We start from the raw sequence: 25,784 nt of genomic DNA on the forward strand, positions 1-25,784 counted from the left end.
TTGATGTGATCTGCGCCCTGGTTCCCGTGTGTGTATGCCGCCGGGGTCCGGGGCGCGGTTCGTTTGAGAGGACTTGAAGCAAGCCATGGCGAAGATCCTGAAGTTCGACGAGGACGCCCGTCGCGCCCTCGAGCGCGGTGTCAACAAGCTGGCCGACACGGTCAAGGTGACGATCGGCCCCAAGGGCCGCAACGTCGTCATCGACAAGAAGTTCGGCGCCCCGACCATCACCAACGACGGCGTCACCATCGCCCGTGAGGTCGAGATCGAGGACCCGTACGAGAACCTGGGCGCCCAGCTCGTCAAGGAGGTGGCGACCAAGACCAACGACATCGCGGGTGACGGCACCACCACCGCGACCGTCCTGGCCCAGGCGCTGGTCCGCGAGGGTCTGCGCAACGTCGCCGCCGGCGCCTCCCCGGCCGCCCTGAAGAAGGGCATCGACGCCGCGGTCAAGGCCGTCTCCGACGAGCTGCTCGCGACCGCCCGCCCGATCGACGACAAGGCCGACATCGCCGCCGTCGCCGCCCTGTCCGCCCAGGACAAGCAGGTCGGCGAGCTCATCGCCGAGGCGATGGACAAGGTCGGCAAGGACGGTGTCATCACCGTCGAGGAGTCCAACACCTTCGGCCTGGAGCTGGACTTCACCGAGGGCATGGCCTTCGACAAGGGTTACCTGTCGCCCTACATGGTCACCGACCAGGAGCGCATGGAGGCCGTCCTCGAGGACCCGTACATCCTCATCCACCAGGGCAAGATCTCCTCGATCCAGGACCTGCTGCCCCTGCTGGAGAAGATCATCCAGGGCGGCTCCTCCAAGCCGCTGCTGATCATCGCCGAGGACGTCGAGGGCGAGGCCCTCTCCACCCTCGTCGTCAACAAGATCCGCGGCACCTTCAACGCCGTGGCCGTCAAGGCCCCGGGCTTCGGCGACCGCCGCAAGGCGATGCTGGGCGACATGGCCACCCTGACCGGCGGCACCGTCGTCGCCGAGGAGGTCGGCCTCAAGCTCGACCAGGTCGGCCTGGACGTGCTGGGCTCCGCCCGCCGCGTGACCATCACCAAGGACGACACCACGATCGTGGACGGCGGCGGCAACGCCGGGGACGTCCAGGGCCGCGTCGCCCAGATCAAGGCCGAGATCGAGGCCACGGACTCCGACTGGGACCGCGAGAAGCTCCAGGAGCGCCTCGCCAAGCTCGCCGGTGGCGTCTGCGTCATCCGCGTGGGTGCGGCCACCGAGGTCGAGCTCAAGGAGAAGAAGCACCGTCTGGAGGACGCCATCTCCGCGACCCGCGCCGCGGTCGAGGAGGGCATCGTCTCCGGTGGTGGCTCCGCGCTCGTCCACGCCGTCAAGGTGCTCGAGGGCAACCTCGGCAAGGAGGGCGACGAGGCCACCGGTGTCGCCGTCGTCCGCCGCGCCGTCGTCGAGCCGCTGCGCTGGATCGCCGAGAACGCCGGCCTCGAGGGCTACGTCATCACCTCCAAGGTCGCCGAGCTCGACAAGGGCCAGGGCTTCAACGCCGCCACCGGCGAGTACGGCGACCTGGTGAAGGCCGGCGTCATCGACCCGGTCAAGGTCACCCGCTCCGCCCTGGAGAACGCCGCCTCCATCGCCTCCCTGCTGCTCACGACCGAGACCCTGGTCGTCGAGAAGAAGGAAGAGGAGGAGGCCGAGGCCGGTCACGGCCACGGTCACTCGCACTGACCCCTGAGGCACTGACCTCACGCCGCACAGCGGCCGCAGTCCGGAGCCCGGCACCCCTGGTGGGTGCCGGGCTCCGGCCGTTCACGGGTGCCTGTGGTTCACACCGGCCCCGACTCCAGCTGCCGCTTCAGCCCCAGCATGTCGTAGATCCACCAGCCCTCGGCGATCTTCCCGTCCTGGAAGCGGAAGGTGGTGGTGCCCTCCATGGTCACTTCCTGCCCGGTGGGCTGGTGACCCATGAAGTCGCCCTGATGCGTGCCGCGCCAGGTCCAGCGCGTGGCGACCTCGTCGCCCTCGGCGAGCTGGGAGTGGAGGGTGAAGCCGAAGTCGAACGCGTCCCGCCAGCCCTCGACGTCGGAGCGCATGGCGTCCAGGCCGACGACGGTGGGCTCCTCCTTGCCGATGTCGTGGTCGCGGTAGCCGGCGGTGAAGAGCTCGTCCATCAGGCCGAGGTCGCCGTCCCGCGCCACTTCCTCGAAGAAGCGGCGGGCGGTGGTCTTGTTGAGCTGCTCGTCGCGGAGCACGTCGAGGTTGGTGAAGCTGGGCATCCCGTCGCAGAGCGCGACCATCTCGGCGAAGATCCGGTCGGTCTCGGGGAGCTGCGAGTTGCGCATCGCGTCCTCGTAGGAGGGGAACTCCACGATCTCCACGTAGTGGCCGTCCTGCGCGCGGTCCTTGCCCACGATCGAGTGCGTGGCGGTGCGCTTCCCCTCGGTCGCGGCGACCCAGTCGTCCATCAGCCGGTTCATGTCGTCGTACCGGCTCGTCCTGCAGTCGATGATCTGTACGAAAGTCATGGCGCCTCCCGGGTGATATGTCCAGGTTAGTCCTGAAGAGATCACCCGGGAGGGCGAGGGCGCGTGGCGCCTGGGCCTACTTCGGCCCGTACTTGCGGCCCGTCGTCGACGACGCCCGCGACACCACCCTGCGCGGTGCCAGCTTCATCAGTCCGGTCATGGCCTTGTACCGCGGGTCGGGCACCGAGAGCGTCTTGCCCTGCGACAGGTCCCGCAGCGCCGCCGTCACCACCTTGTCGGCGTCCAGCCACAGCCAGCCCGGCACGTTGTCCGTGCCCATCCCGGCCCGCTGGTGGAACTCCGTCCGGACGAAGCCGGGGCACAGCGCCATCAGCCGCACCCCGCTCCCGGCCAGGTCGCGCGCGGCGCCCTGGGTGAACTGCACGACCCAGGACTTGCTCGCGCCGTACGTGCCGCGCGGGACGAACGCGGCCACCGACGCCACATTGATCACCGCGCCGCGCTTGCGCTCGCGCATCCCCTCGGCCGCCGCGGACGTCAGCCGCAGCACCGCCTCGCAGTGCACCTTGAGCATCTTGAGCTCGTCGGCGAGGGACACCTCCAGATAGCCGCCCTTGTTGCCGAACCCGGCGTTGTTGACCAGCAGGTGCACCGGGCGCTCGCGGTCGCGCAGCCGCGCCTCGACCGCCTCGATGCCCTCGTCCTGGGAGAGGTCCGCCGGGAGGACCTCCACCTCCACGCCGTGCCGGTCGTGGAGCTCGGTCGCGTGCCGGCCGAGCCGCTCCTCGTCGCGGGCCACGAGAACGAGGTCGTGCCCGTCGCCCGCCAGGCGGCGCGCGAACGCGGCGCCGATCCCGGCCGTCGCCCCTGTGATCAAAACAGTCGTCATACCGGCACCGTAGAGCCCGGCGGACGCCCATGCCGATCCCGTACGGCGTTTTGACGGCTTGTCGGGCGCTGATTGACGGTCACCGGGCGGCGGACGGAGACCTTCAGAGCGCGGGCCGGGCGGCGCCGGCCCTCACCGGGCGGCCGTCCGGGGTGCCGTCAGAGGCTCGCCTGATACGCCAGGACCTTCTTGCGCGTCTCGGGGTGAAGGGCGTCCCCGGCTGCCAGAACGCGGGGGAGCAGCGTCCGCTCGACGGTGTTCGCACGGAAGAGGAAGGACACCGTCACCTCGTGGTCCGGGCGGTGGACGACGGTGACCGCGTCCCCCGCGCGGATCTCGCCCGGCTCTATCACCCGAAGGTAGGCGCCGGGGGCCGCCTCCTGGGTGAACCGCTTGAGCCAGCCCGCCTCTCCCAGCCAGTCGGCGAACGTGCGGCAGGGGATGCGGGGAGCGCTCACCTCCAGCACCAGATCGGGGCCTATGCGCCAACGCTCACCTATGCGCGCGCCATTGACATCGACCCCGCTGGTGGTGAGGTTCTCGCCGAAGGAGCCGTTGGGCAGCGGGCGGCCGAGCTCCTGCTCCCAGCGGTCGAGGTCCTCGCGCGCGAACGCGTACACCGCCTGGTCGTCCCCGCCGTGGTGGCGCAGGCTGACGATCGTGTCCCCCGCCAGGCCGCTGCCGCCGATGCCCTTGGGGCCCGGAGCCGCCACGGCGACCGGACCGCGGACCGGTCGCTTGTCGATCCCGGTGGCCAGACCGGCCTCGAAGCCGGGCACGCCCGGGATGTCCGCCGTACCGGCACGGCCCACGTTCACGGAGAGCAGCTGCATGCACTGAGGGTAATCGGATGCCACCCAAAGGCACCAGTGATTATTTCGCGATGCCTCCAAGGTGGCCTTATGCTCGCCCTATGATCGAGGCTCGTCATCTGAGGGTGCTGCGCGCGGTGGCCCTGACCGGTTCGTTCTCGGCCGCTGCCCGGGAGCTGGGCTGCACCCAGCCCGCCGTCAGCCAGCAGATGAAGGCGCTGGAGCAGTCCACGGGCACGCCGCTGCTGGTGCGCACGGGCCGCGAGATGCGCCTCACCCAGGCCGGTACGGCCCTCGTCCGGCACGCCTCCGGAATCCTGGCCGGGCTGACCGCGGCCGAGGAGGAGATCGCGGCCATCGCCGGGCTGCGGGCGGGCCGCGTGCGGCTCGTGTCCTTCCCCAGCGGCAGCTCGACGCTCGTGCCGGGCGCGCTCGCGCAGATGCGGGCGGCGCACCCGGGCACCGAGATCTCCCTGGTCGAGGCCGAGCCGCCGCGCTCGGTGGAGATGCTGCGCGACGGCGAGTGCGAGATCGCGCTGGCCTTCCGCTACCCGGACGTCCGCGGCTCGGACCCGGCCGCGGGCGCGGAATGGGAGGACCTCGTCGTCCGCCCGCTGCTGACCGACCGCCTCATCGGCGTCGTCCCGGAGGGTCACCGGCTGGCCGGGGCGGACCGGATCGGCATCACCGACCTCGCCGAGGAGCCCTGGATCGCGGGCTGCCCGCGCTGCCGGCGGCATCTGGTGGAGGTCTGCGAGAGCGCGGGCTTCACTCCGCGCATCGACTTCGCGACCGACGACTATCCGGCCGTGTTCGGCCTGGTCGGCGCGGGGCTGGGCGTCGCGGTCATGCCGGAGCTGGCGCTGGAGTCCGTACGTCCCAAGGGAGCCCGGACGGTTCCCGTGGAGCCCGTCGTGCACCGGGAGATCGTCGCCCTGACGCTGCCGGACCTGGCGCGGGTGCCGGCGGTGGACGCGATGCTGGACAAGCTGGCGGGCACGGCGGAGCGCTGAGGCGCGCCTGCGCGGCGGCGGGCCGAGCGGCTGCCCGCGTGGCGACCGGGTGCCGGGTTTCAGGGCGCGCCGCCGGGACGGCCGGGCGCTACGGGGCGCTACCTCCGTGAGTCGTGTCCGCGGCGGGGCTTACGAGCCGGCCGCGGCGATGGCTCTGTGTCGCGCGCGGCCCATCAGCTCCTCGCGCTCGTCCTCGGTGAGGCCGCCCCACACGCCGTAGGGCTCCCTTACGGCCAGCGCGTGCGCCGCGCATTCCGCGCGGACCGGGCAGCGCATGCACACCTCTTTCGCCGAGGTCTCGCGTGCGCTGCGGGCGGCGCCGCGCTCGCCCTCCGGGTGGAAGAACAGCGAGCTGTCGACCCCGCGGCAGGCTGCCAGGAGCTGCCAGTCCCACAGGTCGGCGTTGGGACCGGGAAGCCGGGAGAAATCTGCCATTGCCATCCCCTCGAAGCGAACGGTCTGCCGTGCGGATGTAAATATGACTGATTGCGAATCTAGTCATAGACACCAGCAAATGGGAAGAAAAACTCCTCCTCATGGGCAAATGGGGCATAGTGCAGCCGTGACGCGGGCGGGGCGGGGTTGTGACAGGGGTGGCGCGGCGGGCGCCCCCAATGCGCCCTGCTCCGTGTCCGCGCCCTCACGTAGAGTGCCGAACGTGCTCGACCGACCCCGTAACTCTTTCGGGTGACCGTCGTTGAGAGGGCGGAGGCGGTTGACGGATGAAGCAGTCGGGCAGGTGTCCGACCCGGCGCCAGAGTCGTCGATCGCACAGGTGACGATCAGTACCAGCCTGGAGGCTCAAGGTGACGCGCATCAGCTGCGGAGGACGGTCATGACATCCGTCCTCGTCTGCGACGATTCCCCGCTTGCCCGTGAGGCGCTCCGCCGTGCGGTGGCGACCGTGCCCGGTGTCGAGCGTGTGACGACGGCAGCCAACGGCGAGGAAGTCCTCCGCCGCTGGGGAGCCGATCGTTCGGACCTGATTCTGATGGACGTACGCATGCCCGGACTCGGCGGTGTCGAGACCGTCCGCCGGCTGCTGTCGGCGGACCCCGGGGCCCGCATCATCATGCTCACCGTCGCCGAGGACCTCGACGGTGTCGCGCTCGCGGTCGCCGCCGGAGCGCGCGGGTACCTGCACAAGGACGCCTCGCGCGCCGAGCTGCGGGCCACCGTGACGCAGGCCCTCGCCGACCCGACCTGGCGGCTCGCCCCGCGCCGGCTGCGCTCGGCCGAGATGGGCGCCGCCCCCACGCTCACTGCGCGCGAGATCCAGGTGCTCGAAGGCATGAGCCACGGCCGCTCGAACGCGGAGATCGGGCGGGAGCTCTTCCTCTCGGAGGACACCGTCAAGACGCACGCCAGGCGCCTCTTCAAGAAGTTGGGTGCCTCGGACCGGGCGCACGCCGTGGCGCTCGGCTTCCGCTGGGGCCTGGTCCGCTAGGGCGCGGCGTGGCGCGCAGCGTCGTGAGGTCGCGGTGCGCGCCACCCCCGTGGGCGATCCGCACCGCGGCCCCACCGCTCGGCGCCCGACGCCGAAACTCCGAGGGATGCCGCATCCTTGGAGTGTGACTCCTCCCCGGCAGGAGCCGAGGCTTCGTGCCCGGCCCCAAGAGACCTCATGACGGAAAAGCCTTGCCCCGTGCCGTGCGGCGCGGGCACAAGCTATCGGTGGAGTCGTGAGTGCTGGGGCGGGCATACCCGAAAGGGGAGGCGCTAGACGTGAGTGCGAGGACACCGACGCGTAACGGTTCTGCGGGCAACCACGAGGGTGGTGCCGAGGAAGCTGCCACGCCGAGGCACCATGGACCGATGCGCGAAGACGACACCAAGGGGCCTCCGGCGGCGGCCGCCCCGGGAGAGATCGGCGCCCTCGTCGCCCGCGCTGTCGAGGGTGACCGGCGGGCCACCCACGATCTGCTCGCCCTGGTGCACCCGCTCGCGCTGCGCTACTGCCGCACCCGGCTGTCGCGCCTGCCGGGTGATGCCCGTCACTTCGTGGACGACCTCGCGCAGGAGGTCTGCCTCGCCGTTCTGTGCGCTCTGCCTCGCTACCGCGACACGGGGCGCCCCTTCGAGGCCTTCGTCGTGGCCATCGCGGCGCACAAGGTCGCCGACCTCCAGCGGGCCGCCATGCGCCACCCCGGCAGCACGGCCGTGCCCTCCGACGAGATGCCCGAGCAGCCGGACGATTCGCTCGGGCCGGAGGAGCGGGCCCTGCTCAGCAGCGATGCCGAGTGGGCCAAGAAGCTCCTCGCCAGCCTTCCGGAGAACCAGCGCGAGCTGGTCCTGCTGCGCGTCGCCATCGGCATGACCGCCGAGGAGACGGGCCAGATGCTGGGCATGTCGCCGGGTGCGGTGCGTGTCGCGCAGCACCGGGCGCTCAGCAGGCTGCGCGCGCTGGCCGAGCAGTAGGACCGCCCAGGGGCCCCGCCGCCCCTCCTCGTACGAATCTCCCCCTCTTCGTAGAAATCTCCAAGTGACGCGATCCTCAGACGTCGTGGAATGGGACACGTGTGACGGCCGTTAGCATGGGAGTCCGCGCTGGGGCAAGACCATTTGGGAAGGTGTCATGACTGACAACGTCGACGGAATGCCCGGGAAATTCGCGATGCTCGGTCTGACTTACGACGACGTCCTGCTGCTGCCGGGCGCTTCGGAGGTCCTGCCGAACGCCGTCGACACCTCCTCCCGGGTCTCGCGCAACGTCCGGGTGAACATCCCGCTGATGTCGGCGGCGATGGACAAGGTCACCGAGGCGCGCATGGCCATCGCCATGGCCCGCCAGGGCGGCGTGGGCGTCCTGCACCGCAATCTCTCCATCGAGGACCAGGCCAACCAGGTCGACCTGGTCAAGCGCTCCGAGTCCGGCATGGTCACCGACCCGATCACGGTCCGCCCGGACGCCACCCTCGCCGACGCGGACGCCCTCTGTGCGCGCTTCCGCATCAGCGGCGTGCCGGTCACCGACCCGGCCGGCAAGCTCCTGGGCATCGTCACCAACCGCGACATGGCCTTCGAGCTCGACCGCAGCCGCCAGGTGCGCGAGGTCATGACGCCGATGCCGCTGGTCACGGGCAAGGTCGGGATCTCCGGCGAGGACGCCATCGAGCTGCTCCGCCGCCACAAGATCGAGAAGCTGCCGCTGGTCGACGACTCCGGCGTGCTCAAGGGCCTCATCACGGTCAAGGACTTCGTCAAGGCCGAGCAGTACCCGAACGCCGCCAAGGACGCCGAGGGCCGCCTCATCGTCGGTGCCGCCGTGGGCGTCGGCGACGAGGCCTACGAGCGTGCCCAGCGGCTCGTCGAGGCCGGTGCCGACTTCCTGGTCGTCGACAGCGCCCACGGCCACAGCCGCGGCATCCTCGACATGATCGCCAAGGTCAAGTCCAACATCAGCGTCGACGTCGTCGGCGGCAACGTCGCCACCCGCGACGGCGCCCAGGCGCTCATCGACGCCGGTGTCGACGGCGTCAAGGTCGGCGTCGGCCCGGGCTCGATCTGCACCACCCGCGTCGTCGCCGGCATCGGCGTCCCGCAGGTCACCGCGATCTACGAGGCCGCGCAGGCGTGCCACGCCGCGGGCGTGCCGCTGATCGGCGACGGCGGCCTGCAGTACTCGGGCGACATCGCCAAGGCGATCGCCGCCGGTGCCGACGCGGTGATGCTCGGCTCGCTGCTCGCGGGCTGCGAGGAGTCGCCGGGCGAGATGGTCTTCATCAACGGCAAGCAGTTCAAGTCCTACCGCGGCATGGGCTCGCTGGGCGCCATGCAGTCGCGCGGCCAGGCGCGCTCCTTCTCCAAGGACCGCTACTTCCAGGACAACGTCCTCTCCGAGGACAAGCTCGTCCCCGAGGGCATCGAGGGCCAGGTGCCCTACCGCGGCCCGCTGGGCTCCGTGGCCCACCAGCTCATCGGCGGCCTGCGCGCCTCCATGGGCTACGTCGGCTCCGCCGGCATCCAGGAGCTCAAGGACAAGGGCACCTTCGTCCGCATCACGTCGGCGGGCCTGAAGGAGAGCCACCCGCACGACATCCAGATGACGGTGGAGGCGCCGAACTACTCCCGCCGGTAGTCCGTACTCCTCCCGCCGGTAGTAGTACGCGTTTCAAGCATTCTGTGGAGCCCGCGACCGCTCAGGCCGCGGGCTCCGCCGCGTCGGGGATACTGGATGCGGCAGGACGTAGAAGGAAAGGCCACACACGTGACTGAGATCGAGATCGGGCGCGGCAAGCGCGGCCGCCGGGCGTACGCATTCGACGACATCGCCGTCGTCCCGAGTCGCCGTACCCGCGACCCGAAGGAGGTCTCGATCGCCTGGCAGATCGACGCCTACCGCTTCGAGCTGCCGTTCCTGGCCGCCCCGATGGACTCGGTCGTCTCGCCCGAGACCGCCATCCGCATCGGCGAGCTGGGCGGCCTGGGCGTCCTCAACCTCGAGGGCCTGTGGACCCGCTACGAGGACCCGGAGCCGCTGCTCGCCGAGATCGCCGAGCTGGACGAGACCGCGGCGACCAAGCGCCTGCAGGAGATCTACGCCGCCCCGATCAAGGAAGAGCTGATCGGGCAGCGCATCAAGGAGGTCCGCGACTCCGGTGTCGTGACCGCCGCCGCGCTCTCCCCGCAGCGCACCGCGCAGTTCTCCAAGGCCGTCGTCGACGCCGGCGTGGACATCTTCGTGATCCGCGGCACCACCGTCTCCGCCGAGCACGTCTCCGGCGCCGCCGAGCCGCTGAACCTCAAGCAGTTCATCTACGAGCTCGACGTGCCGGTCATCGTCGGCGGCTGCGCCACGTACACCGCCGCCCTGCACCTGATGCGCACGGGCGCGGCCGGTGTCCTCGTGGGCTTCGGCGGCGGCGCCGCGCACACCACCCGCAACGTCCTGGGCATCCAGGTCCCGATGGCGACCGCCGTGGCCGACGTGGCCGCCGCCCGCCGCGACTACATGGACGAGTCCGGCGGCCGCTACGTGCACGTCATCGCCGACGGCGGCGTGGGCTGGTCCGGCGACCTGCCCAAGGCCATCGCCTGCGGTGCCGACGCCGTCATGATGGGCTCCCCGCTCGCCCGCGCCACCGACGCGCCGGGCCGGGGCTTCCACTGGGGCATGGAGGCCGTCCACGAGGACGTGCCGCGCGGCAAGCGCATGAACCTGGGCACGGTCGGCTCCACCGAGGAGATTCTCACCGGTCCCTCGCACACCCCGGACGGCTCGATGAACATGTTCGGCGCGCTGCGCCGTGCCATGGCCACCACGGGCTACAGCGACCTCAAGGAGTTCCAGCGGGTCGAGGTGACGGTCGCGCCGTCGCAGCACGACAAGCGCTGACGCGGAGCAGTTCACCGGAAAGGGCCCGGACCGCGACGGCGGTCCGGGCCCTTCGGCGTGCCGGGGCGGGGGCGCGGCCGTCAGCCGCCGAGCTTGCGGGCGGTCTGGAAGGCGCCCACGGCGCCGAGTATGAAGAAGACCGCGTCGATCGGCTCCAGGTATTCCTTCCACGCCTTGTTCAGCGAGTCGAAGTGCTCGGTGAAGACCTGGCTGACCGGGATGTTGGCGATGTCGCTCAGCTCCAGGGCGATGCCGAAGATCTGGCCGAGGTAGACGCCGAGCAGGCCGAGGAGCGCGCCCACCACCGGCAGCGCGCCGTTGCGCCCGCCGGCCTTGCCGAGGGCGGCGCCGATCAGGGCGCCCGTACCGATGGCGAGGTAGCCGATCTGGCCGCCGTCGGAGGCCTTGAGGATCCCGCCGTAGATTCCGGCGCCGACGAGCATGGCCACGATGCCGAGGACCACGGCGAGGGCGGGGTTGCCCCGGCGGACGGGCGGGGGCGGCGGCGGGAAGCCGCCGGGGGCGCCGTACGGCGGCGGGGGCTGCTGGCCGTAGCCGTAGGGCTGCTGGGGCTGGTGCGGCGGGTACGGCTGCGGCGGGTAGGGCTGCTGCGGCTGCTGGCCGTAGGGGTTGTGCTGGGGCGGCTGCTGCGGCTGCTGCCAGGGCTGGCTCATGGCGATGTCCCCCGAATGTCCTCGGTGTTGAGTAAGGGCCAAGTAATGACCAAGTAAGGGCCAAAAGGTATCAGCGTGCTACGACAGCAGGCTGTTACCCACAGCGAGCGCATGGCTGTGAACGCCGTATAAAAGTTCGACCGTAAGGAATAATGGCAACTTATGGCGCAAAGCAAGTCGTTCAGCGGCAGGGACATGGGGATCGACCTCGGCACGGCGAACACCCTGGTGTACGTGCGCGGGAAGGGAGTGGTGCTCAACGAACCGTCAGTCGTCGCCGTGAACGCGGATGACGGCGGCGTGCTCTCGGTCGGCTCCGAGGCCAAGGAGACCATCGGCCGGACCCCCTCGAACATCGTCGCGGTCCGGCCGCTGCGCGACGGCGTCATAGCCGACTTCGAGATAGCCGAGCGCATGATGCGGCACTTCATCAAGAAGGTCATGGGCAACCGCTTCTTCGCCCGCCCGCGCGTCGTGGTCTGCGTGCCCTCCGGCATCACCGGCGTCGAGCGGCGCGCCGTCATCGAGGCCGCGTCGCGCGCGGGCGCCCGCCAGGTGCACCTCGTCGAGGAGCCCATGGCCGCGGCGATCGGCGCCGGGCTGCCCGTCAGCGAGCCGACCGGCTGCATGGTCGTCGACATCGGCGGCGGCACCACGGAGGTCGCCGTGATCTCCCTGGGCGGCATCGTCACCGCCCGCTCCGTCCGTACGGCCGGCGACGCGATGGACGCGGCGATCATCTCGTACGTGAAGAAGGAGTACTCCCTCGCGATCGGCGAACGCACCGCGGAGGAGATCAAGATGAACATCGGCTCCGCCGCCCCGACCGGCTACTGGTCCGCGGCCGGGCTGGCCGCCCTCGCCAAGCAGCTGGAGAAGGACACCGGCCTGGAGGAGGTCGGCGGGGACCCGGAGGAGACCCAGGGCCTCAAGCCGCCGGAGCGCTGCACCATCCGCGGCCGCGACCAGGTCAGCGGCCTGCCGAAGACGCGCGAGCTGACGGCCGACGAGATCCGGCACGCGCTGTCGGAGCCCGTCGACGCCATCGTCATGGCGGTCCGCCAGACCCTGGACGAGACCCCGCCGGAGCTGTCCGGCGACATCATGGACCGCGGCATCGTCCTCACGGGCGGCGGCGCGCTCCTGCGCGGCCTGGACGTGCGGCTGAGCAAGGAGCTCGACATCCCGGTCATCATCGCCGACGACCCGCTGGACTGCGTGGCGGTCGGCACGGGCCGCTGCGTCGAGGACTTCGCGTCCCTGAGGACGGTCCTGGACGCCCCGAACAGGGCACTGGGGCTGGGGAGGCTCTAGCCCTGATTGTTGGCCCGCTGCAGCCCTGATTTTTCAGCCCGCTTGAGTTCTCAAACATCAGCCCGGTGAAAAATCAGCCCGTCCGGCGTTTGAGGACAGCGCCGGTCAGGCGCTTACCTGACGCACGAGCGGGGCGCCGCCCTAGAGCCGGTGCCCCGCGCCAGCGGGAATCGCTCCGCGCGTGTCCAGCAGCAGCTGTGCCTTCACGGCAAGACCTTGCAGGTCGTACGTGCGGTGATGCTGCAGCAGCACCGTGAGGTCGGCCGCGGCCGCGGCCTCGTACACGCTGTCGGCCCGCGGCACCGGCCGCCCCATCACCCGCCACTGCGCCACGTGCGGGTCGTGGTAGCTGAGCTGGGCGCCCAGCTCCATCAGCCGTGAGGCGATCTCCCGCGCGGGCGCCCCCTGCTGGTCGGAGACGTCGGCCTTGTAGCTGACGCCCAGGAGCAGCACCCGCGCGCCGCGCGCCGACTTGCCGTGCTCGTTGAGGAGCGTGGCGCACCGCTGGGTGACGTACCGCGGCATGCGCCCGCTCACCTCCTGCGCGACCTCCACCATCCGCAGCGGGTAGCCGAGGCTGCGGCCCTTGTACGAGAGGTAGTTGGGGTCGATGGGGACACCGGGGCCGCCCACCCCGGGCCCCGGGCGGAAGGCCTGGAAGCCGAACGGCTTGGTCTCGGCGCAGCGCACGACGTCCCACAGGTCGACGCCGATGTCGTGGCAGAAGACGGCCATCTCGTTGACGAGGGCGATGTTGACGTACCGGTAGTTGGTCTCCAGGACGCGCACCGCCTCGGCCTCGCGCAGGCCGCGCGCGCGGACGACTTTCTCGCAGACCCGCCCGTAGAAGGCGGCGGCGGCCTCCGTGCAGGCGGGGGTGAGGCCGCCGATGACCTTGGGGATGCCGGCGTAGCTGTGGCGCTTGTTGCCGGGGTCGGCGCGGCTGGGGGAGTAGGCCAGGTGGAAGTCGTGGCCGGCGCGCAGCCCGGAGCCGGATTCGAGCAGGGGGCGCAGGAATTCCTCCGTGGCGCCGGGGTAGACGGGGGACTCCAGGAGCACGGTGGTGTGCGGTCGGAGGCGTACCGCGAGGGCGCGGGCGGCGGCTGCGATGGCGCTGAGGTCGAGGGCCCGGTCCTCGCCGAGCCGGGCGGGTGCGCAGATGACGGCGGTCCGCACCTTGCCGAGCTCGGCGTCGGCGGTGGTGGGGCGGAAGCCCGCGGCGAGCATCCGGCGGACCTCGGCGGCGGTGAGGCAGCCGTCGGCGCACTCGGGGGGCAGTCGGCCGGCGCGCAGCTCGGCGACGGTGTGCGGGTCGGGGTCGTAGCCGATGGTGTCGATGCCGGCGGCGGTCGCGGCCTGGGCGAGGGGGAGTCCGAGGTGGCCGAGTCCGATGACGGCGAGATCTGCGGGCATGGCGAGGCGGTCCTTCCCGGGGAGCCGGGGGTCTTCGGCACGCGTACGAGTTACATCAGGTTAAGCGGATATATGACTGTTATTCGGGATCAACGCGGCCCGGGCTCGCTCCCATGCGCCACCGGCGCGGCCAAACCGGCGGATCTGGGGCAGCATCGAAGGAGCGGTAAGGGAGCAGCAGGGAAGCGCGGGGACCAGCGGAGCAACCGGCGGCCGAAACGGAGGCAGCGGTGAGGACAGCGACACTCGGGCCGGACGAGCGCGGTGCGGCGCTCGCCCGGATGGCGGAGCGGGAACTGGACGTCCTGGTCGTGGGCGGCGGCGTGGTCGGTGCGGGAACCGCGCTCGACGCGGCCACCCGGGGGCTGACGACCGGCCTGGTCGAGGCGCGCGACTGGGCCGCGGGCACCTCCAGCCGCTCCAGCAAGCTCATCCACGGCGGCCTGCGGTATCTGGAGATGCTCGACTTCGCCCTCGTCAGAGAGGCCCTCAAGGAGCGCGGGCTGCTGCTGGGGCGGCTCGCCCCGCACCTGGTCAAGCCCGTCCCCTTCCTCTACCCGCTGCAGCACCGCGGCTGGGAGCGCCTCTACGCGGGCACGGGCGTGGCGCTCTACGACGCGATGTCGGTCTCCTCGGGCCACGGCCGGGGCCTGCCCACGCACCGTCACCTCACCCGCAAGCGGGCGCTGCGCGTCGCCCCCTGCCTGAAGAAGGACGCCCTGGTCGGTGCGCTGCAGTACTACGACGCGCAGATGGACGACGCCCGCTACGTCACCACCATCGTGCGCACCGCCGCCGCCTACGGTGCCGACGTCGCCAACCGGGCGCGGGTGACGGGTTTCCTGCGCGAGGGCGAGCGGGTGGTCGGCGCACGGGTGCGCGACCTGGAGCAGGGCGGCGAGTTCGAGATCAGGGCCCGGCAGATCGTCAACGCCACGGGCGTGTGGACGGACGACACCCAGAAGCTCATCGCCGAGCGCGGGCAGTTCCACGTACGGGCCTCGAAGGGCATCCACCTGGTGGTGCCCAAGGACCGCATCCACTCCACCACCGGGCTGATCCTGCGCACCGAGAAGAGCGTGCTCTTCGTGATCCCCTGGGGCAGGCACTGGATCGTCGGCACGACGGACACCGACTGGGACCTGGACAAGGCCCACCCCGCCGCCTCCAGCGCGGACATCGACTACCTGCTGGAGCACGTGAACGCCGTCCTGTCCGTGCCGCTGACCCGGGATGACGTGCAGGGGGTGTACGCGGGGCTGCGTCCCCTGCTGGCCGGCGAGTCGGACGCGACGAGCAAGCTCTCGCGCGAGCACACCGTGGCCCACCCCGTGCCGGGGCTGGTGGTCGTGGCGGGCGGGAAGTACACCACGTACCGGGTGATGGCCAAGGACGCCGTGGACGAGGCGGTGCACGCCCTCGACCGGCGCGTGGCCGAGTGCGTCACGGAGGACGTGCCGCTGGTCGGCGCCGAGGGCTACAAGGCCCTGTGGAACGGGCGCGCCAGGATCGCCCAGCGCACCGGCCTGCACGTCGCCCGCGTCGAGCACCTGCTCAACCGGTACGGCTCGATGGTGGACGAGGTGCTGGAGCTCGTCGCCGCCGACCCGTCCCTGGGCGACCCGCTCACCGGCGCCGAGGACTACCTGCGGGCCGAGGTCGTCTACGCCGCCTCGCACGAGGGCGCCCGTCACCTCGACGACGTCCTCACCCGCCGCACCCGGATCTCGATCGAGACGTTCGACCGCGGAACGCGCAGTGCCCGGGAGGCCGCCGAGCTGATGGCGCCGGTGCTGGGCTGGGACCGCTCCCAGGTCGAGAAGGAGGTCGAGCGCTATGAGAAGCGGGTGGAGGCGGAGCGCGAATCACAGCTGCAGCCCGATGACCTGACGGCCGATGCGGCACGGTTGGGCGCACCGGACGTGCAGCCGATCTGATCCTCTGATGCCCTGTTGGAACGGTTGTGCCCGGTGGGCTCTGATGAGCGTCATGTGACAGCTCCGACGCGCCGGGAACCGCCCTGTCCGAAACCGGGTCCTGTAAGGGCAACGGGCCCGTGCGGCACTCCCGGCCGCCGTCGTGCCCGGTGCTGCCGGGCCCTCGCGGCGCAGGTGGGCCGGGTCGGTGCGGCGGCGACCGGTGTGCGCTGCACGGAGGGCGAAGGGCGGCAGTGCGCCCGTATTGTCCCCGAGCTCGTGGACCCTGGCCTTCCGCCGGTCTGTGGATGAGAGACAATGGTGGCTCTGCCAGGGTCGGTTGGTCGCAGAGCTGATTGCCAGAGGGGACGCATGTCGGAGGCGGAGCAGACGCAGGGCACGGCAGGGCGCCTCCTGGCCGGGCGGTACCGCCTCGGGGACGTCCTCGGCCGCGGCGGCATGGGTACGGTCTGGCGGGCGAGCGACGAGACCCTCGGCCGCACGGTGGCCGTGAAGGAACTGCGGTTCCCGGCCAACATCGACGAGGACGAGAAGCGACGCCTCATCACGCGCACGCTGCGCGAGGCGAAGGCCATCGCCCGGATCCGCAGCGCGGGCGCCGTCACCGTCTACGACGTGGTGCACGAGGACGACCGCCCGTGGATCGTCATGGAGCTCATCGAGGGCCGTTCGCTCGCCGACGTCATCCGTGAGGACGGGCCGCTGAAGTGGCGCCGCGCCGCCGAGGTCGGCCTCGCCGTCCTCGACGTGCTCGGCGCGGCGCACCGCCAGGGCATCCTGCACCGCGACGTGAAGCCGTCCAACGTGCTCATCGCGGACGACGGCCGCGTGGTCCTCACCGACTTCGGCATCGCGCAGGTCGAGGGCGACCCGTCCGTGACCTCCACCGGCATGCTCGTCGGCGCCCCTTCGTACATCTCCCCCGAGCGCGCCCGCGGCCACAAGCCCGGCCCGCCGGCCGACCTGTGGTCCCTGGGCGGCCTGCTCTACGCGGCCGTCGAGGGCGTCCCCCCGTACGACAAGGGGTCGGCCATAGCGACCCTCACCGCCGTGATGACCGAGCCGCTCGGCCCGCCGAAGAACGCGGGCCCGCTGGCCGAGGTCATGTACGGGCTGCTCGCCAAGGACCCCGAGAAGCGGCTCGACGAGGCCGGCGCCCGCGCGCTGCTCACCGACGCGGTCAACGCCCCCGACGAGCGCCTGCCCCCCAAGCGGCAGCCCTCGTCCCCGGACCTGGACGCGACGCAGGCCATCGCCGTCCCGCCGATACCGGAAGCGGCCGTGCCCGCCGCTCCCGCCAGGCCCGCCCCCAAGTCCCCGGCCTCCCCGGTCTCCCCGGTCTCCTCGGCGAAGCGGCCGGGCGCCTCCGCGGGCCGGTCTTCGGACGTCCCACCGGCGCACGGCTCGCCCTCCGGCGCGAGGCCCGGCGTCCCGGGCGCGCCGCCGCGTCCCGGGGAGTCCACGAAGTCCACCACCCGTCAGTTCTCCGGCGGCGCCTCCGGCGGACCGGGTGCCGCGGGCGGCAGCCTGTTCGGCGCACGGCCGGGCGGCAGCGGGCGGACGCCGCTCCTGGAGGCCGTGCCGCGCCGGACGCTCGTCGTGGCCGCGGTCGTCGTGGTGCTGGCCGTGCTCGGCACGGTGCTCGCCTTCGCGCTGAGCGGGGACGACAGCAGCGACAAGGAAGGCAAGAAGCCGGGCAAGTCCGTCACGGGGCACTCGGCGTCCGCCGGAGCCTCCGGCAAGGCGGGCGGGGAGCCCCAGGTGATCAAGTCCCAGTCCGCCGCAGCCGTCTCCGGCGGCAAGGACCAGGGCAAGGACGCGGGCAAGGAAGCGGATGCTGCCGGATACCGGCACATCGAGAACGGCGAGTACCACTTCGGGATCTCCATCCCGCAGGGCTGGAAGCAGACCGGTACCGCCGGAGAGCACTCGGGCGCCATCTACAGCGCCTCCGGCGGCTTCCCACGCGTCCAGGTCGACTTCGGCGCCGAGCCGAAGGACGACGCGGTCAAGGCGTGGCGCGACGCCGAGTCCGGTGCCAAGAGCAGCATGCCCGGCTACAAGGGGCTCTCGATCCAGGACATCAGCGGCTGGGCGGGCCACGAGTACCCGACCGTCGCGGACTGGTCGTTCGAGCGCGACCAGAACGGCAAGCGCGTCCAGGTCCTCAACCGTGGCTTCAAGGTGGACGACGAGCACGGCTACGCCATCATGATCACGTGCGAGAAGGGCAAGTGGGGCGACGCCGACTGCCGGTCGCTGCGTGACACGGCCTTCAGGACGTTCTCGCCGGAGGACTGAGCGGTCTGAGGGCTGGGCCGTGCGAGGGCTGGGCCGCGCGAGGGCTGCGAGGGCTGAGCTGTGCGAGGGCTGGAATCGCCCGAGGGTCGAGTCGCGCGGGGACTGAGCCGAGTGAGTGCCTGCCTGCGAGGCTGAACCCCTTTTCGGCGATACGTACATCCGAAACCCGAGTGACCCGGGGGAGCGGATTTCACTCGACGGGCGGGTGTGACGGGGCGGACGTCACCCGGTCGATCCACTGAGCGACGTACTGAGCCGTACGCGCCCGAAGGGGTGGGTTCGGCACGTATCGTGAGGTGTCATGGACGGTGCGCAGCCGCAATAGGCGGCCGATTGACCGCTGTTGGCGGTTGTCCGGGCATTCGGGCGAGGTGTGGATCGCGCGCTTGGGGAGGCGTCGTGGACGACTACGCGGGTCGGATCCTGGCCGGCCGGTATCGCCTTCCGTTACCACCCTCGGACGTGTTCGAGCTCGTCGAGACCCGCGCCTTCGACACCTTGAGCGGGCAGGAAGTCCTCGTCCGGCAGATCCCGCTGCCGGAGGTGGTGGACGCGGAGGTGGTGGACGCCTCCGGCGGCTGCCCGGGCGGGGCCCCCCCCCCCCCCCCCCCCCCCCCGGCGCCGGGGGCGGGGGCGGGGGGCCCCCCCCCCCCCCCCGGGGCGCCCCGGGCGGGGGGGCGCGGCCCCCGGCCGTGCGTGCGCTTCGGAAGCGGCTACTTCACCGGCTCCGGAGCCGGCTTCGGGTCCGGCTTCGGCGCGTCCGCCGGCTCGCCGTCGCCCCCGTCGCCGTTGTCCTCGCCGCCGTCCTCCGGCGCCTCCGGCGTCTTCACCGACTCCAGCAGGAGCTGGGCGACGTCGACGACCTGGATGGACTCCTTGGGCTTGACGCCCGTGGCGGAGCCACTTTCAGCTGCAGCCTTCTTGCCGTTGACCGAGTCCGTCAGCATGACGAGGCAGAACGGGCAGGCGGTCGAGACGATGTCCGGGTTGAGGGACAGCGCCTCGTCGACGCGCTCGTTGTTGATGCGCTTGCCGATCCGCTCCTCCATCCACATGCGCGCACCACCCGCACCGCAGCAGAAGCCCCGCTCCTTGTGGCGGTGCATCTCCTCGTTGCGCAGGCCCGGCACCTTGGCGATGATCTCGCGCGGCGGCGTGTAGACCTTGTTGTGGCGGCCCAGGTAGCAGGGGTCGTGGTACGTGATGAGGCCCTCGACCGGGGTGACGGGGACGAGCTTGCCCTCGTCGATGAGGTGCTGCAGCAGCTGCGTGTGGTGGATGACCTCGTACTCGCCGCCGAGCTGCGGGTACTCGTTCGCGATCGTGTTGAAGCAGTGCGGGCAGGTCGCGACGATCTTCTTCTTCGCCTTCTCGACCTTGACGCCCTCATCGGCATCCTCACCGAACGCCATGTTCAGCATCTCGACGTTCTGCTGGCCGAGCTGCTGGAACAGGAACTCGTTGCCCAGGCGGCGGGCCGAGTCACCGGTGCAGTTCTCCTCGCCGCCCATGATCGCGAACTTCACGCCCGCCATGTGCAGCAGCTCCGCGAAGGCCTTCGTGGTCTTCTTGGCGCGGTCCTCCAGGGCGCCGGCGCAGCCGACCCAGTAGAGGTAGTCGACCTCGGTGAGGTCCTCGATGTCCTTGCCGACGACCGGGACCTCGAAGTCGACCTCCTTGGTCCACTGCAGGCGCTGCTTCTTCGCCAGGCCCCAGGGGTTGCCCTTCTTCTCCAGGTTCTTGAGCATCGTGCCGGCCTCCGAGGGGAAGCTGGACTCGATCATCACCTGGTAGCGGCGCATGTCGACGATGTGGTCGACGTGCTCGATGTCGACCGGGCACTGCTCGACGCAGGCGCCGCACGTGGTGCAGGACCACAGCACGTCCGGGTCGATGACGCCGTTCTCTTCGAGGGTGCCGATCAGCGGGCGCTCGGCCTCGGCCAGGGCGGCCGCCGGGACGTCCTTCAGCTGCTCCTCGGTCGCCTTCTCCTCGCCCTCGGCATCCTTGCCGCCGCCCGCCAGCAGGTACGGCGCCTTGGCGTGCGCGTGGTCGCGCAGCGCCATGATCAGGAGCTTGGGGGAGAGGGGCTTGCCGGTGTTCCAGGCGGGGCACTGCGACTGGCAGCGGCCGCACTCGGTGCAGGTGGAGAAGTCGAGCAGGCCCTTCCAGGAGAACTCCTCGACCTTCGAGACGCCGAACGTGTCGTCCTCGCCCGGGTCCTCGAAGTCGATCGGCTTGCCGCCGCTCGTCATCGGCTGCAGCGCGCCCAGCGCCACGTCGCCGGACGCCTCGCGCTTGAACCAGATGTTCGGGAAGGCGAGGAAGCGGTGCCAGGCCACGCCCATGTCGGTCTTCAGCGCGACCGTGATCATCCAGATGAAGGAGGTCGCGATCTTCAGGCCGGCGAAGAAGTAGGTGAGGTTCTGGAGCGTCGAGACGTCCATCCCCTCCAGCCACGAGACGACCGGGTACGAGACGAAGAACGAGGCCTCGTAGCCGTCCACGTGGTGCTGGGCGCCCTCGAGCGCGTGCAGCATGAAGATGCAGACGCCGACGATGAGGATGACGGCCTCGACGAAGTACGCCTGGCCGGTGTTGGAGCCGGCGAAGCGGGACTTGCGGCCCGGGTCGCCCGGCCGGTTCAGCTGCCGGATGACGATGAGCGTCAGGATGCCGAGCGCGGTCATCGTGCCGAGGAACTCGACGAAGACGTTGTACGGGGTCCAGTCACCGATGACCGGCAGGAGCCAGTCGGCCTTGAAGAGCTGGCCGATGGCGTTGACGATCGTCAGCAGCAGCGAGAAGAAGCCCACCGCCACGAACCAGTGCGCGACGCCGACGATGCCCCAGCGGTTCATCCGGGTGTGGCCGAGGAACTCCTTGGCCACCGTGACGGTGCGCTGTGCGGGATCGTCGGTGCGGGTGCCGGCTGGTACGGGCTGACCCAGCCGCATGAAGCGGTAGATCTGCAGAATGGCACGGCCGAACAGCGCGACGCCGACCGCGATTAGTACCAGCGACACGATGATCGCGGCGAGTTGCATGGGTGGGCTCCTCGGGCCTGCGAGAGCGAACTACTACTAACGGGTAACTTATCCAGTCCGTACGAGACTACTCACTCCCGCGCGCGCGATATAGGCGCATCGCCGGTGATCTGTGTCGCTCAGGCGAGCCTTATCGCCGCGCCCGGCCGGTCGCGTGTCGCCCGGGGCGTGGATCCGGCCATCGCGTCCGCGGCACCCGCCCGACCTGCGGAAACGTTCCTCCACCGCCTCTGCTGCGCATAAGCGCCGCATAAGACTTGAGCCTCCTCGACTCAGCTCCGTTGACAGATTCCGATCCGCAATGCACCCTTGAGCCTGTTCCACTCAAGTCAGCTGGAGGAATCGACATGGCACGTGCGGTCGGCATCGACCTGGGTACGACGAACTCCGTCGTCAGTGTTCTCGAGGGCGGTGAGCCCACCGTCATCACCAACGCCGAGGGCGCCAGGACCACGCCGTCCGTCGTCGCCTTCGCGAAGAACGGCGAGGTGCTCGTCGGCGAGGTCGCCAAGCGCCAGGCTGTCACCAACGTCGACAGGACGATCCGTTCCGTCAAGCGCCACATGGGCACTGACTGGAAGATCAACCTCGACGGCAAGGACTTCAACCCGCAGCAGATCTCCGCGTTCATCCTGCAGAAGCTGAAGCGGGACGCCGAGGCGTACCTGGGCGAGAAGGTCACGGACGCGGTCATCACCGTCCCGGCGTACTTCAACGACTCCGAGCGCCAGGCCACCAAGGAGGCCGGTGAGATCGCGGGTCTGAACGTCCTGCGCATCGTCAACGAGCCCACCGCGGCCGCCCTGGCCTACGGCCTGGACAAGGACGACCAGACCATTCTGGTCTTCGACCTCGGTGGCGGCACCTTCGACGTCTCGCTCCTCGAGATCGGCGACGGCGTGGTCGAGGTCAAGGCCACCAACGGTGACAACCACCTCGGTGGTGACGACTGGGACCAGCGCGTCGTCGACTACCTGGTCAAGCAGTTCGCCAACGGTCACGGCGTGGACCTGTCCAAGGACAAGATGGCTCTCCAGCGTCTCCGCGAGGCCGCGGAGAAGGCGAAGATCGAGCTGTCCTCGTCCACCGAGACCACGATCAACCTGCCCTACATCACGGCCTCCGCCGAGGGCCCGCTGCACCTGGACGAGAAGCTCACGCGCGCCCAGTTCCAGCAGCTCACCGCGGACCTGCTGGAGCGCTGCAAGACCCCGTTCCACAACGTCATCAAGGACGCGGGCATCGCCCTCTCCGAGATCGACCACGTGGTCCTCGTCGGCGGCTCCACCCGCATGCCCGCCGTCGCCGAGCTCGTCAAGGAGCTGACCGGCGGCAACGAGGCCAACAAGGGCGTCAACCCGGACGAGGTCGTCGCCATCGGCGCCGCCCTGCAGGCCGGTGTCCTCAAGGGCGAGGTCAAGGACGTCCTGCTCCTCGACGTCACCCCGCTGTCCCTCGGCATCGAGACCAAGGGCGGCATCATGACCAAGCTGATCGAGCGCAACACCACGATCCCGACCAAGCGGTCCGAGATCTTCACGACGGCCGAGGACAACCAGCCGTCCGTGCAGATCCAGGTCTACCAGGGCGAGCGCGAGATCGCGGCGTACAACAAGAAGCTCGGCATGTTCGAGCTGACCGGTCTGCCGCCGGCCCCGCGCGGCGTCCCGCAGATCGAGGTCGCCTTCGACATCGACGCCAACGGCATCATGCACGTGACCGCGAAGGACCTCGGCACGGGCAAGGAGCAGAAGATGACCGTCACCGGTGGCTCCTCGCTGCCGAAGGACGAGGTCAACCGGATGCGCGAAGAGGCCGAGAAGTACGCCGAGGAGGACCACGCGCGCCGTGAGGCCGCCGAGTCCCGCAACCAGGGCGAGCAGCTCGTCTACCAGACGGAGAAGTTCCTCAAGGACAACGAGGACAAGGTTCCGGCCGAGGTGAAGACCGAGGTCGAGACCGCCGTCGCCGAGCTCAAGGAGAAGCTCAAGGGCGAGGACACGGCCGAGATCCGCACCGCGACCGAGAAGGTCGCCGCGGTCAGCCAGAAGCTCGGCCAGGCCATGTACGCCGACGCCCAGGCCGCCCAGGGCGCTGCCGGTGCCGCCGGCGCGACCGGTGGTCCGACCAAGGGTGACGACGACGTCGTCGACGCCGAGATCGTCGACGAGGACAAGCCCAAGGGTGGTGCGGCGTGACGGAGGAGACCCCGGGCTTTGACGACAAGAAGCCTGAAGGCCCCTCCGAAGCCGCCGGTTCCGAGGAAGCGGCGCAGGGCGCCGGGGCCGCCGGCAAGGCGGCCCCGGGCTCTGCCCCCTCCGGCGAGGAGCTGGTGGAGGTGGGCCTGAAGGCCCAGCTGGACCAGGCCCAGGCCGCGCTCGGCGAGCGCACCGCGGACCTCCAGCGCCTCCAGGCGGAGTACCAGAACTACCGCCGCCGGGTCGAGCGGGACCGGGTCACGGTCAAGGAGATCGCCGTCGCGAACCTCCTGTCCGAGCTCCTGCCCACGCTCGACGACGTCGGCCGCGCCCGTGACCACGGCGAGCTGGTCGGCGGCTTCAAGTCCGTCGCCGAGTCGCTGGAGACGGTCGTTGCCAAGATGGGGCTGCAGCAGTTCGGCAAGGAGGGCGAGCCCTTCGACCCGCTGGTGCACGAGGCGCTGATGCACAGCTACGCGCCCGACGTCACCGAGACCACGTGCGTGCAGATTCTGCAGCCGGGGTATCGGATCGGCGAGCGGACGATCCGCCCCGCGCGGGTCGCCGTCGCCGAGCCCCAGCCGGGCGCCCAGGGCGCCAAGGGCGAGGGCGAGGACGCGGGTTCCGGCTCCGACGAGGAGAGCGGTGGCCCGGACAAGGGCTGACGCTGACCCGATGAATCACCGCAGGGAACGGAAGGAGGGACACCGAGGATGAGCACGAAGGACTTCCTGGAGAAGGACTACTACAAGGTTCTCGGTGTCCCCAAGGACGCCACCGAGGCCGAGATCAAGAAGGCGTACCGGAAGCTCGCCCGCGAGTACCACCCGGACGCCAACAAGGGCGACGCCAAGGCCGAGGAGCGCTTCAAGGAGATCTCCGAGGCGAACGACGTCCTGGCCGACCCCAAGCGGCGCAAGGAGTACGACGAGGCCCGCGCCCTCTTCGGCAACGGCGGCTTCCGCCCGGGGCCGGGCGGCGCGGGCGGCGGCTCCTTCAACTTCGACCTGGGCGACCTCTTCGGGGGCGCCCAGGGCGGGGGCGGCACCGGCGGCTTCGGCGGCGGCCTCGGCGACGTCTTCGGCGGCCTGTTCAACCGCGGCGGCGCCGCGCGGACCCAGCCGCGCCGCGGCCAGGACATCGAGTCCGAGGTCTCGCTGAACTTCACCGAGGCGGTCGACGGGGCCACCGTGCCCCTGCGGATGTCCTCCTCGGCGGCCTGCAAGGCCTGCTCCGGCACCGGCGACAAAAACGGTACGCCTCGCGTCTGCCCGACCTGTGTCGGCACCGGCCAGGTGTCGCACGGCTCCGGCGGCGGATTCTCCATGACCGACCCGTGCCCCGACTGCAAGGGCCGCGGCCTCATCCCGGAGAACCCCTGCGACGTCTGCCACGGCAGCGGCCGCGCCAAGTCCTCCCGGACGATGCAGGTCCGCATCCCCGCCGGAGTCTCCGACGGCCAGCGGATCCGGCTGCGCGGCAAGGGCGCCCCGGGCGAGCGCGGCGGGCCCAACGGCGACCTCTACGTCGTCGTGCACGTCGGCACCCACCCGGTCTTCGGCCGCAAGGACGACAACCTCACCGTCACCGTGCCCGTCACCTTCCCGGAGGCGGTCCTCGGCGGCGAGATCAAGGTGCCGACCCTCGGCGGCCCCCCGGTCACCCTCAAGCTGCCGCCCGGCACGCCCAACGGCCGCACGATGCGCGCCCGCGGCAAGGGCGCGGTGCGCAAGGACGGCACCCGCGGCGACCTGCTCGTCACGGTGGAGGTGACCGTGCCCAAGGATCTCGGCGACAAGGCCCGGGAAGCCCTGCAGACCTACCGTGAGGCCACCGCGGACCACGACCCGCGGGCAGAGCTCTTCCAGGCCGCGAAGGGAGCGTGACCCCATGGATGGGACCGGCCGACGGCGCAATCCGTACGAGCTGACCGACGAGTCGCCGGTCTACGTCATCTCGGTCGCCGCGCAGCTGTCGGGACTGCACCCGCAGACCCTCCGGCAGTACGACCGGCTCGGCCTGGTCTCACCCGACCGCGCCGCCGGGCGCGGCCGGCGCTATTCCGCGCGGGACATCGAGCAGCTCCGGCAGGTGCAGCAGCTGAGCCAGGACGAGGGCATCAACCTGGCCGGCATCAAGCGCATCATCGAGCTGGAGAACCAGGTGGCCGCGCTCAAGGCGCGCGTCGCCGAGCTGCAGGGCGTCGTCGAGGGCGCCGCCGCGGCCCGGCAGCAGGCGGAGGCCGCGGTCCACGCCTCCTACCGCCGCGACCTGGTCCCGTACACGGACGTCCAGCAGACGAGCGCGCTGGTGGTGTGGCGTCCGCGCCGCGACCAGTAAAGAGCGATCCGGCGGGGCCGGGCGAGCGTGCGCTCGCCCGGCCCC

20 protein-coding genes and 1 pseudogene are annotated in these 25,784 nt (G+C 70.8%); 14 read left to right on the top strand and 7 right to left on the bottom strand.

What is annotated here, in order from left to right:
• The first annotated feature begins 85 nt into the window (after positions 1-85).
• Complete coding sequence (groL, locus tag ACOTKD_RS26560) at positions 86-1,708, top strand: chaperonin GroEL (RefSeq protein ID WP_424891501.1); 1,623 nt, start codon at positions 86-88, stop codon at positions 1,706-1,708.
• A 98-nt stretch (positions 1,709-1,806) separates the two neighbouring features.
• Here groL and ACOTKD_RS26565 read toward each other — a convergent pair whose 3' ends face one another.
• From ACOTKD_RS26565 to ACOTKD_RS26575, 3 genes are all read right to left on the bottom strand, one after another.
• Positions 1,807-2,505 carry an ester cyclase gene (locus ACOTKD_RS26565; protein WP_424891502.1) on the bottom strand — a complete coding sequence of 233 codons (699 nt, stop codon included), beginning with the start codon at positions 2,503-2,505 and terminating at the stop codon, positions 1,807-1,809.
• A 76-nt stretch (positions 2,506-2,581) separates the two neighbouring features.
• Positions 2,582-3,355 (bottom strand): SDR family NAD(P)-dependent oxidoreductase, encoded by a 774-nt coding sequence (locus tag ACOTKD_RS26570; protein ID WP_424891503.1) that lies wholly within the window; start codon positions 3,353-3,355, stop codon positions 2,582-2,584.
• A 158-nt stretch (positions 3,356-3,513) separates the two neighbouring features.
• Complete coding sequence (locus ACOTKD_RS26575; RefSeq protein WP_424891504.1) at positions 3,514-4,188, bottom strand: MOSC domain-containing protein; 675 nt, start codon at positions 4,186-4,188, stop codon at positions 3,514-3,516.
• 80 nt (positions 4,189-4,268) lie between these two features.
• Here ACOTKD_RS26575 and ACOTKD_RS26580 point away from each other — a divergent pair, with 80 nt between their 5' ends.
• Positions 4,269-5,180, top strand: coding sequence for a LysR family transcriptional regulator (locus ACOTKD_RS26580; RefSeq protein ID WP_424891505.1), 912 nt, complete (start codon positions 4,269-4,271; stop codon positions 5,178-5,180).
• 129 nt (positions 5,181-5,309) lie between these two features.
• On the opposite strand, the gene ACOTKD_RS26585 is transcribed toward ACOTKD_RS26580, so the two are convergent.
• On the bottom strand, positions 5,310-5,615 hold the full coding sequence (locus ACOTKD_RS26585; protein WP_030368345.1) for a WhiB family transcriptional regulator: 306 nt from the start codon (positions 5,613-5,615) through the stop codon (positions 5,310-5,312).
• Between the two features lie 400 nt (positions 5,616-6,015).
• Here ACOTKD_RS26585 and ACOTKD_RS26590 point away from each other — a divergent pair, with 400 nt between their 5' ends.
• The 4 genes from ACOTKD_RS26590 (at position 6,016) to ACOTKD_RS26605 (ending at position 10,515) form a co-directional block, all read left to right on the top strand.
• Positions 6,016-6,627, top strand: a complete 612-nt coding sequence (locus tag ACOTKD_RS26590; protein WP_003948568.1) for a response regulator transcription factor — start codon at positions 6,016-6,018, stop codon at positions 6,625-6,627.
• Positions 6,628-6,995: 368 nt separating this feature from the next.
• Complete coding sequence (locus ACOTKD_RS26595; RefSeq protein ID WP_030368344.1) at positions 6,996-7,598, top strand: sigma-70 family RNA polymerase sigma factor; 603 nt, start codon at positions 6,996-6,998, stop codon at positions 7,596-7,598.
• A 157-nt stretch (positions 7,599-7,755) separates the two neighbouring features.
• Complete coding sequence (gene guaB, locus ACOTKD_RS26600; RefSeq protein ID WP_424891506.1) at positions 7,756-9,258, top strand: IMP dehydrogenase; 1,503 nt, start codon at positions 7,756-7,758, stop codon at positions 9,256-9,258.
• 129 nt (positions 9,259-9,387) lie between these two features.
• The gene (locus tag ACOTKD_RS26605) at positions 9,388-10,515 is read left to right on the top strand and encodes a GuaB3 family IMP dehydrogenase-related protein (RefSeq protein ID WP_030368342.1); all 1,128 of its coding nucleotides are present in this window, start codon (positions 9,388-9,390) and stop codon (positions 10,513-10,515) included.
• A gap of 80 nt (positions 10,516-10,595) precedes the next feature.
• Here the strand turns inward: ACOTKD_RS26605 and ACOTKD_RS26610 are convergent, their stop codons facing one another.
• On the bottom strand, positions 10,596-11,189 hold the full coding sequence (locus ACOTKD_RS26610) for a hypothetical protein (RefSeq protein WP_424891507.1): 594 nt from the start codon (positions 11,187-11,189) through the stop codon (positions 10,596-10,598).
• Between the two features lie 162 nt (positions 11,190-11,351).
• Between ACOTKD_RS26610 and ACOTKD_RS26615 the strand changes: the two genes are divergently transcribed.
• Complete coding sequence (locus ACOTKD_RS26615; RefSeq protein ID WP_106681712.1) at positions 11,352-12,503, top strand: rod shape-determining protein; 1,152 nt, start codon at positions 11,352-11,354, stop codon at positions 12,501-12,503.
• 141 nt (positions 12,504-12,644) lie between these two features.
• Here ACOTKD_RS26615 and ACOTKD_RS26620 read toward each other — a convergent pair whose 3' ends face one another.
• The gene (locus tag ACOTKD_RS26620; protein ID WP_424891508.1) at positions 12,645-13,916 is read right to left on the bottom strand and encodes a nucleotide sugar dehydrogenase; all 1,272 of its coding nucleotides are present in this window, start codon (positions 13,914-13,916) and stop codon (positions 12,645-12,647) included.
• A 230-nt stretch (positions 13,917-14,146) separates the two neighbouring features.
• Here ACOTKD_RS26620 and ACOTKD_RS26625 point away from each other — a divergent pair, with 230 nt between their 5' ends.
• The 3 genes and pseudogenes from ACOTKD_RS26625 to ACOTKD_RS26635 form a co-directional block, all read left to right on the top strand.
• A complete protein-coding gene (locus tag ACOTKD_RS26625) occupies positions 14,147-15,853 on the top strand; it encodes a glycerol-3-phosphate dehydrogenase/oxidase (protein WP_424891509.1) in 1,707 nt (568 codons plus the stop codon).
• 351 nt (positions 15,854-16,204) lie between these two features.
• Positions 16,205-18,154 carry a protein kinase domain-containing protein gene (locus ACOTKD_RS26630; RefSeq protein WP_424891510.1) on the top strand — a complete coding sequence of 650 codons (1,950 nt, stop codon included), beginning with the start codon at positions 16,205-16,207 and terminating at the stop codon, positions 18,152-18,154.
• Positions 18,155-18,553: 399 nt separating this feature from the next.
• Positions 18,554-18,734 (top strand): annotated as a pseudogene (locus ACOTKD_RS26635) (hypothetical protein); the annotation flags it as partial.
• Positions 18,735-18,867: 133 nt separating this feature from the next.
• Here ACOTKD_RS26635 and ACOTKD_RS26640 read toward each other — a convergent pair.
• Positions 18,868-21,201 carry a (Fe-S)-binding protein gene (locus tag ACOTKD_RS26640; RefSeq protein WP_424891511.1) on the bottom strand — a complete coding sequence of 778 codons (2,334 nt, stop codon included), beginning with the start codon at positions 21,199-21,201 and terminating at the stop codon, positions 18,868-18,870.
• A 347-nt stretch (positions 21,202-21,548) separates the two neighbouring features.
• Between ACOTKD_RS26640 and dnaK the strand changes: the two genes are divergently transcribed.
• Genes dnaK through ACOTKD_RS26660 form a run of 4 tightly spaced genes read left to right on the top strand, consistent with a single transcriptional unit; the run spans position 21,549 to position 25,739 of the window.
• A complete protein-coding gene (gene dnaK / locus ACOTKD_RS26645) occupies positions 21,549-23,399 on the top strand; it encodes a molecular chaperone DnaK (protein WP_424891512.1) in 1,851 nt (616 codons plus the stop codon).
• Positions 23,396-24,064, top strand: a complete 669-nt coding sequence (grpE, locus tag ACOTKD_RS26650) for a nucleotide exchange factor GrpE (RefSeq protein ID WP_424891513.1) — start codon at positions 23,396-23,398, stop codon at positions 24,062-24,064. The genes dnaK and grpE overlap by 4 nt, the downstream gene beginning before the upstream one ends.
• A gap of 48 nt (positions 24,065-24,112) precedes the next feature.
• Positions 24,113-25,285: a molecular chaperone DnaJ gene (dnaJ, locus tag ACOTKD_RS26655; protein WP_424891514.1), complete on the top strand. Its 1,173-nt coding sequence runs from the start codon at positions 24,113-24,115 to the stop codon at positions 25,283-25,285.
• A gap of 4 nt (positions 25,286-25,289) precedes the next feature.
• Positions 25,290-25,739: a heat shock protein transcriptional repressor HspR gene (locus ACOTKD_RS26660; RefSeq protein WP_424891515.1), complete on the top strand. Its 450-nt coding sequence runs from the start codon at positions 25,290-25,292 to the stop codon at positions 25,737-25,739.
• The last annotated feature ends 45 nt before the right edge of the window (positions 25,740-25,784 follow it).

It is taken from the genome of Streptomyces sp. XH2, from assembly GCF_049725035.1.
In the GTDB taxonomy this organism is placed as follows: Bacteria; Actinomycetota; Actinomycetes; order Streptomycetales; family Streptomycetaceae; genus Streptomyces; species Streptomyces roseoverticillatus.

Excerpts from the sequence above, each read along its gene's own strand:
- guaB (WP_424891506.1), top strand. The coding sequence starts at position 7,756 with ATGACTGACAACGTCGACGGAATGCCCGGGAAATTCGCGATGCTCGGT.
- ACOTKD_RS26640 (WP_424891511.1), bottom strand. The coding sequence starts at position 21,201 with ATGCAACTCGCCGCGATCATCGTGTCGCTGGTACTAATCGCGGTCGGC.
- ACOTKD_RS26565 (WP_424891502.1), bottom strand. The coding sequence starts at position 2,505 with ATGACTTTCGTACAGATCATCGACTGCAGGACGAGCCGGTACGACGAC.
- ACOTKD_RS26585 (WP_030368345.1), bottom strand. The coding sequence starts at position 5,615 with ATGGCAGATTTCTCCCGGCTTCCCGGTCCCAACGCCGACCTGTGGGAC.
- ACOTKD_RS26630 (WP_424891510.1), top strand. The coding sequence starts at position 16,205 with ATGTCGGAGGCGGAGCAGACGCAGGGCACGGCAGGGCGCCTCCTGGCC.
- ACOTKD_RS26610 (WP_424891507.1), bottom strand. The coding sequence starts at position 11,189 with ATGAGCCAGCCCTGGCAGCAGCCGCAGCAGCCGCCCCAGCACAACCCC.
- groL (WP_424891501.1), top strand. The coding sequence starts at position 86 with ATGGCGAAGATCCTGAAGTTCGACGAGGACGCCCGTCGCGCCCTCGAG.
- ACOTKD_RS26580 (WP_424891505.1), top strand. The coding sequence starts at position 4,269 with ATGATCGAGGCTCGTCATCTGAGGGTGCTGCGCGCGGTGGCCCTGACC.
- ACOTKD_RS26660 (WP_424891515.1), top strand. The coding sequence starts at position 25,290 with ATGGATGGGACCGGCCGACGGCGCAATCCGTACGAGCTGACCGACGAG.
- ACOTKD_RS26590 (WP_003948568.1), top strand. The coding sequence starts at position 6,016 with ATGACATCCGTCCTCGTCTGCGACGATTCCCCGCTTGCCCGTGAGGCG.
- ACOTKD_RS26615 (WP_106681712.1), top strand. The coding sequence starts at position 11,352 with ATGGCGCAAAGCAAGTCGTTCAGCGGCAGGGACATGGGGATCGACCTC.
- ACOTKD_RS26595 (WP_030368344.1), top strand. The coding sequence starts at position 6,996 with ATGCGCGAAGACGACACCAAGGGGCCTCCGGCGGCGGCCGCCCCGGGA.
- ACOTKD_RS26570 (WP_424891503.1), bottom strand. The coding sequence starts at position 3,355 with ATGACGACTGTTTTGATCACAGGGGCGACGGCCGGGATCGGCGCCGCG.
- dnaK (WP_424891512.1), top strand. The coding sequence starts at position 21,549 with ATGGCACGTGCGGTCGGCATCGACCTGGGTACGACGAACTCCGTCGTC.
- ACOTKD_RS26575 (WP_424891504.1), bottom strand. The coding sequence starts at position 4,188 with ATGCAGCTGCTCTCCGTGAACGTGGGCCGTGCCGGTACGGCGGACATC.
- dnaJ (WP_424891514.1), top strand. The coding sequence starts at position 24,113 with ATGAGCACGAAGGACTTCCTGGAGAAGGACTACTACAAGGTTCTCGGT.
- ACOTKD_RS26620 (WP_424891508.1), bottom strand. The coding sequence starts at position 13,916 with ATGCCCGCAGATCTCGCCGTCATCGGACTCGGCCACCTCGGACTCCCC.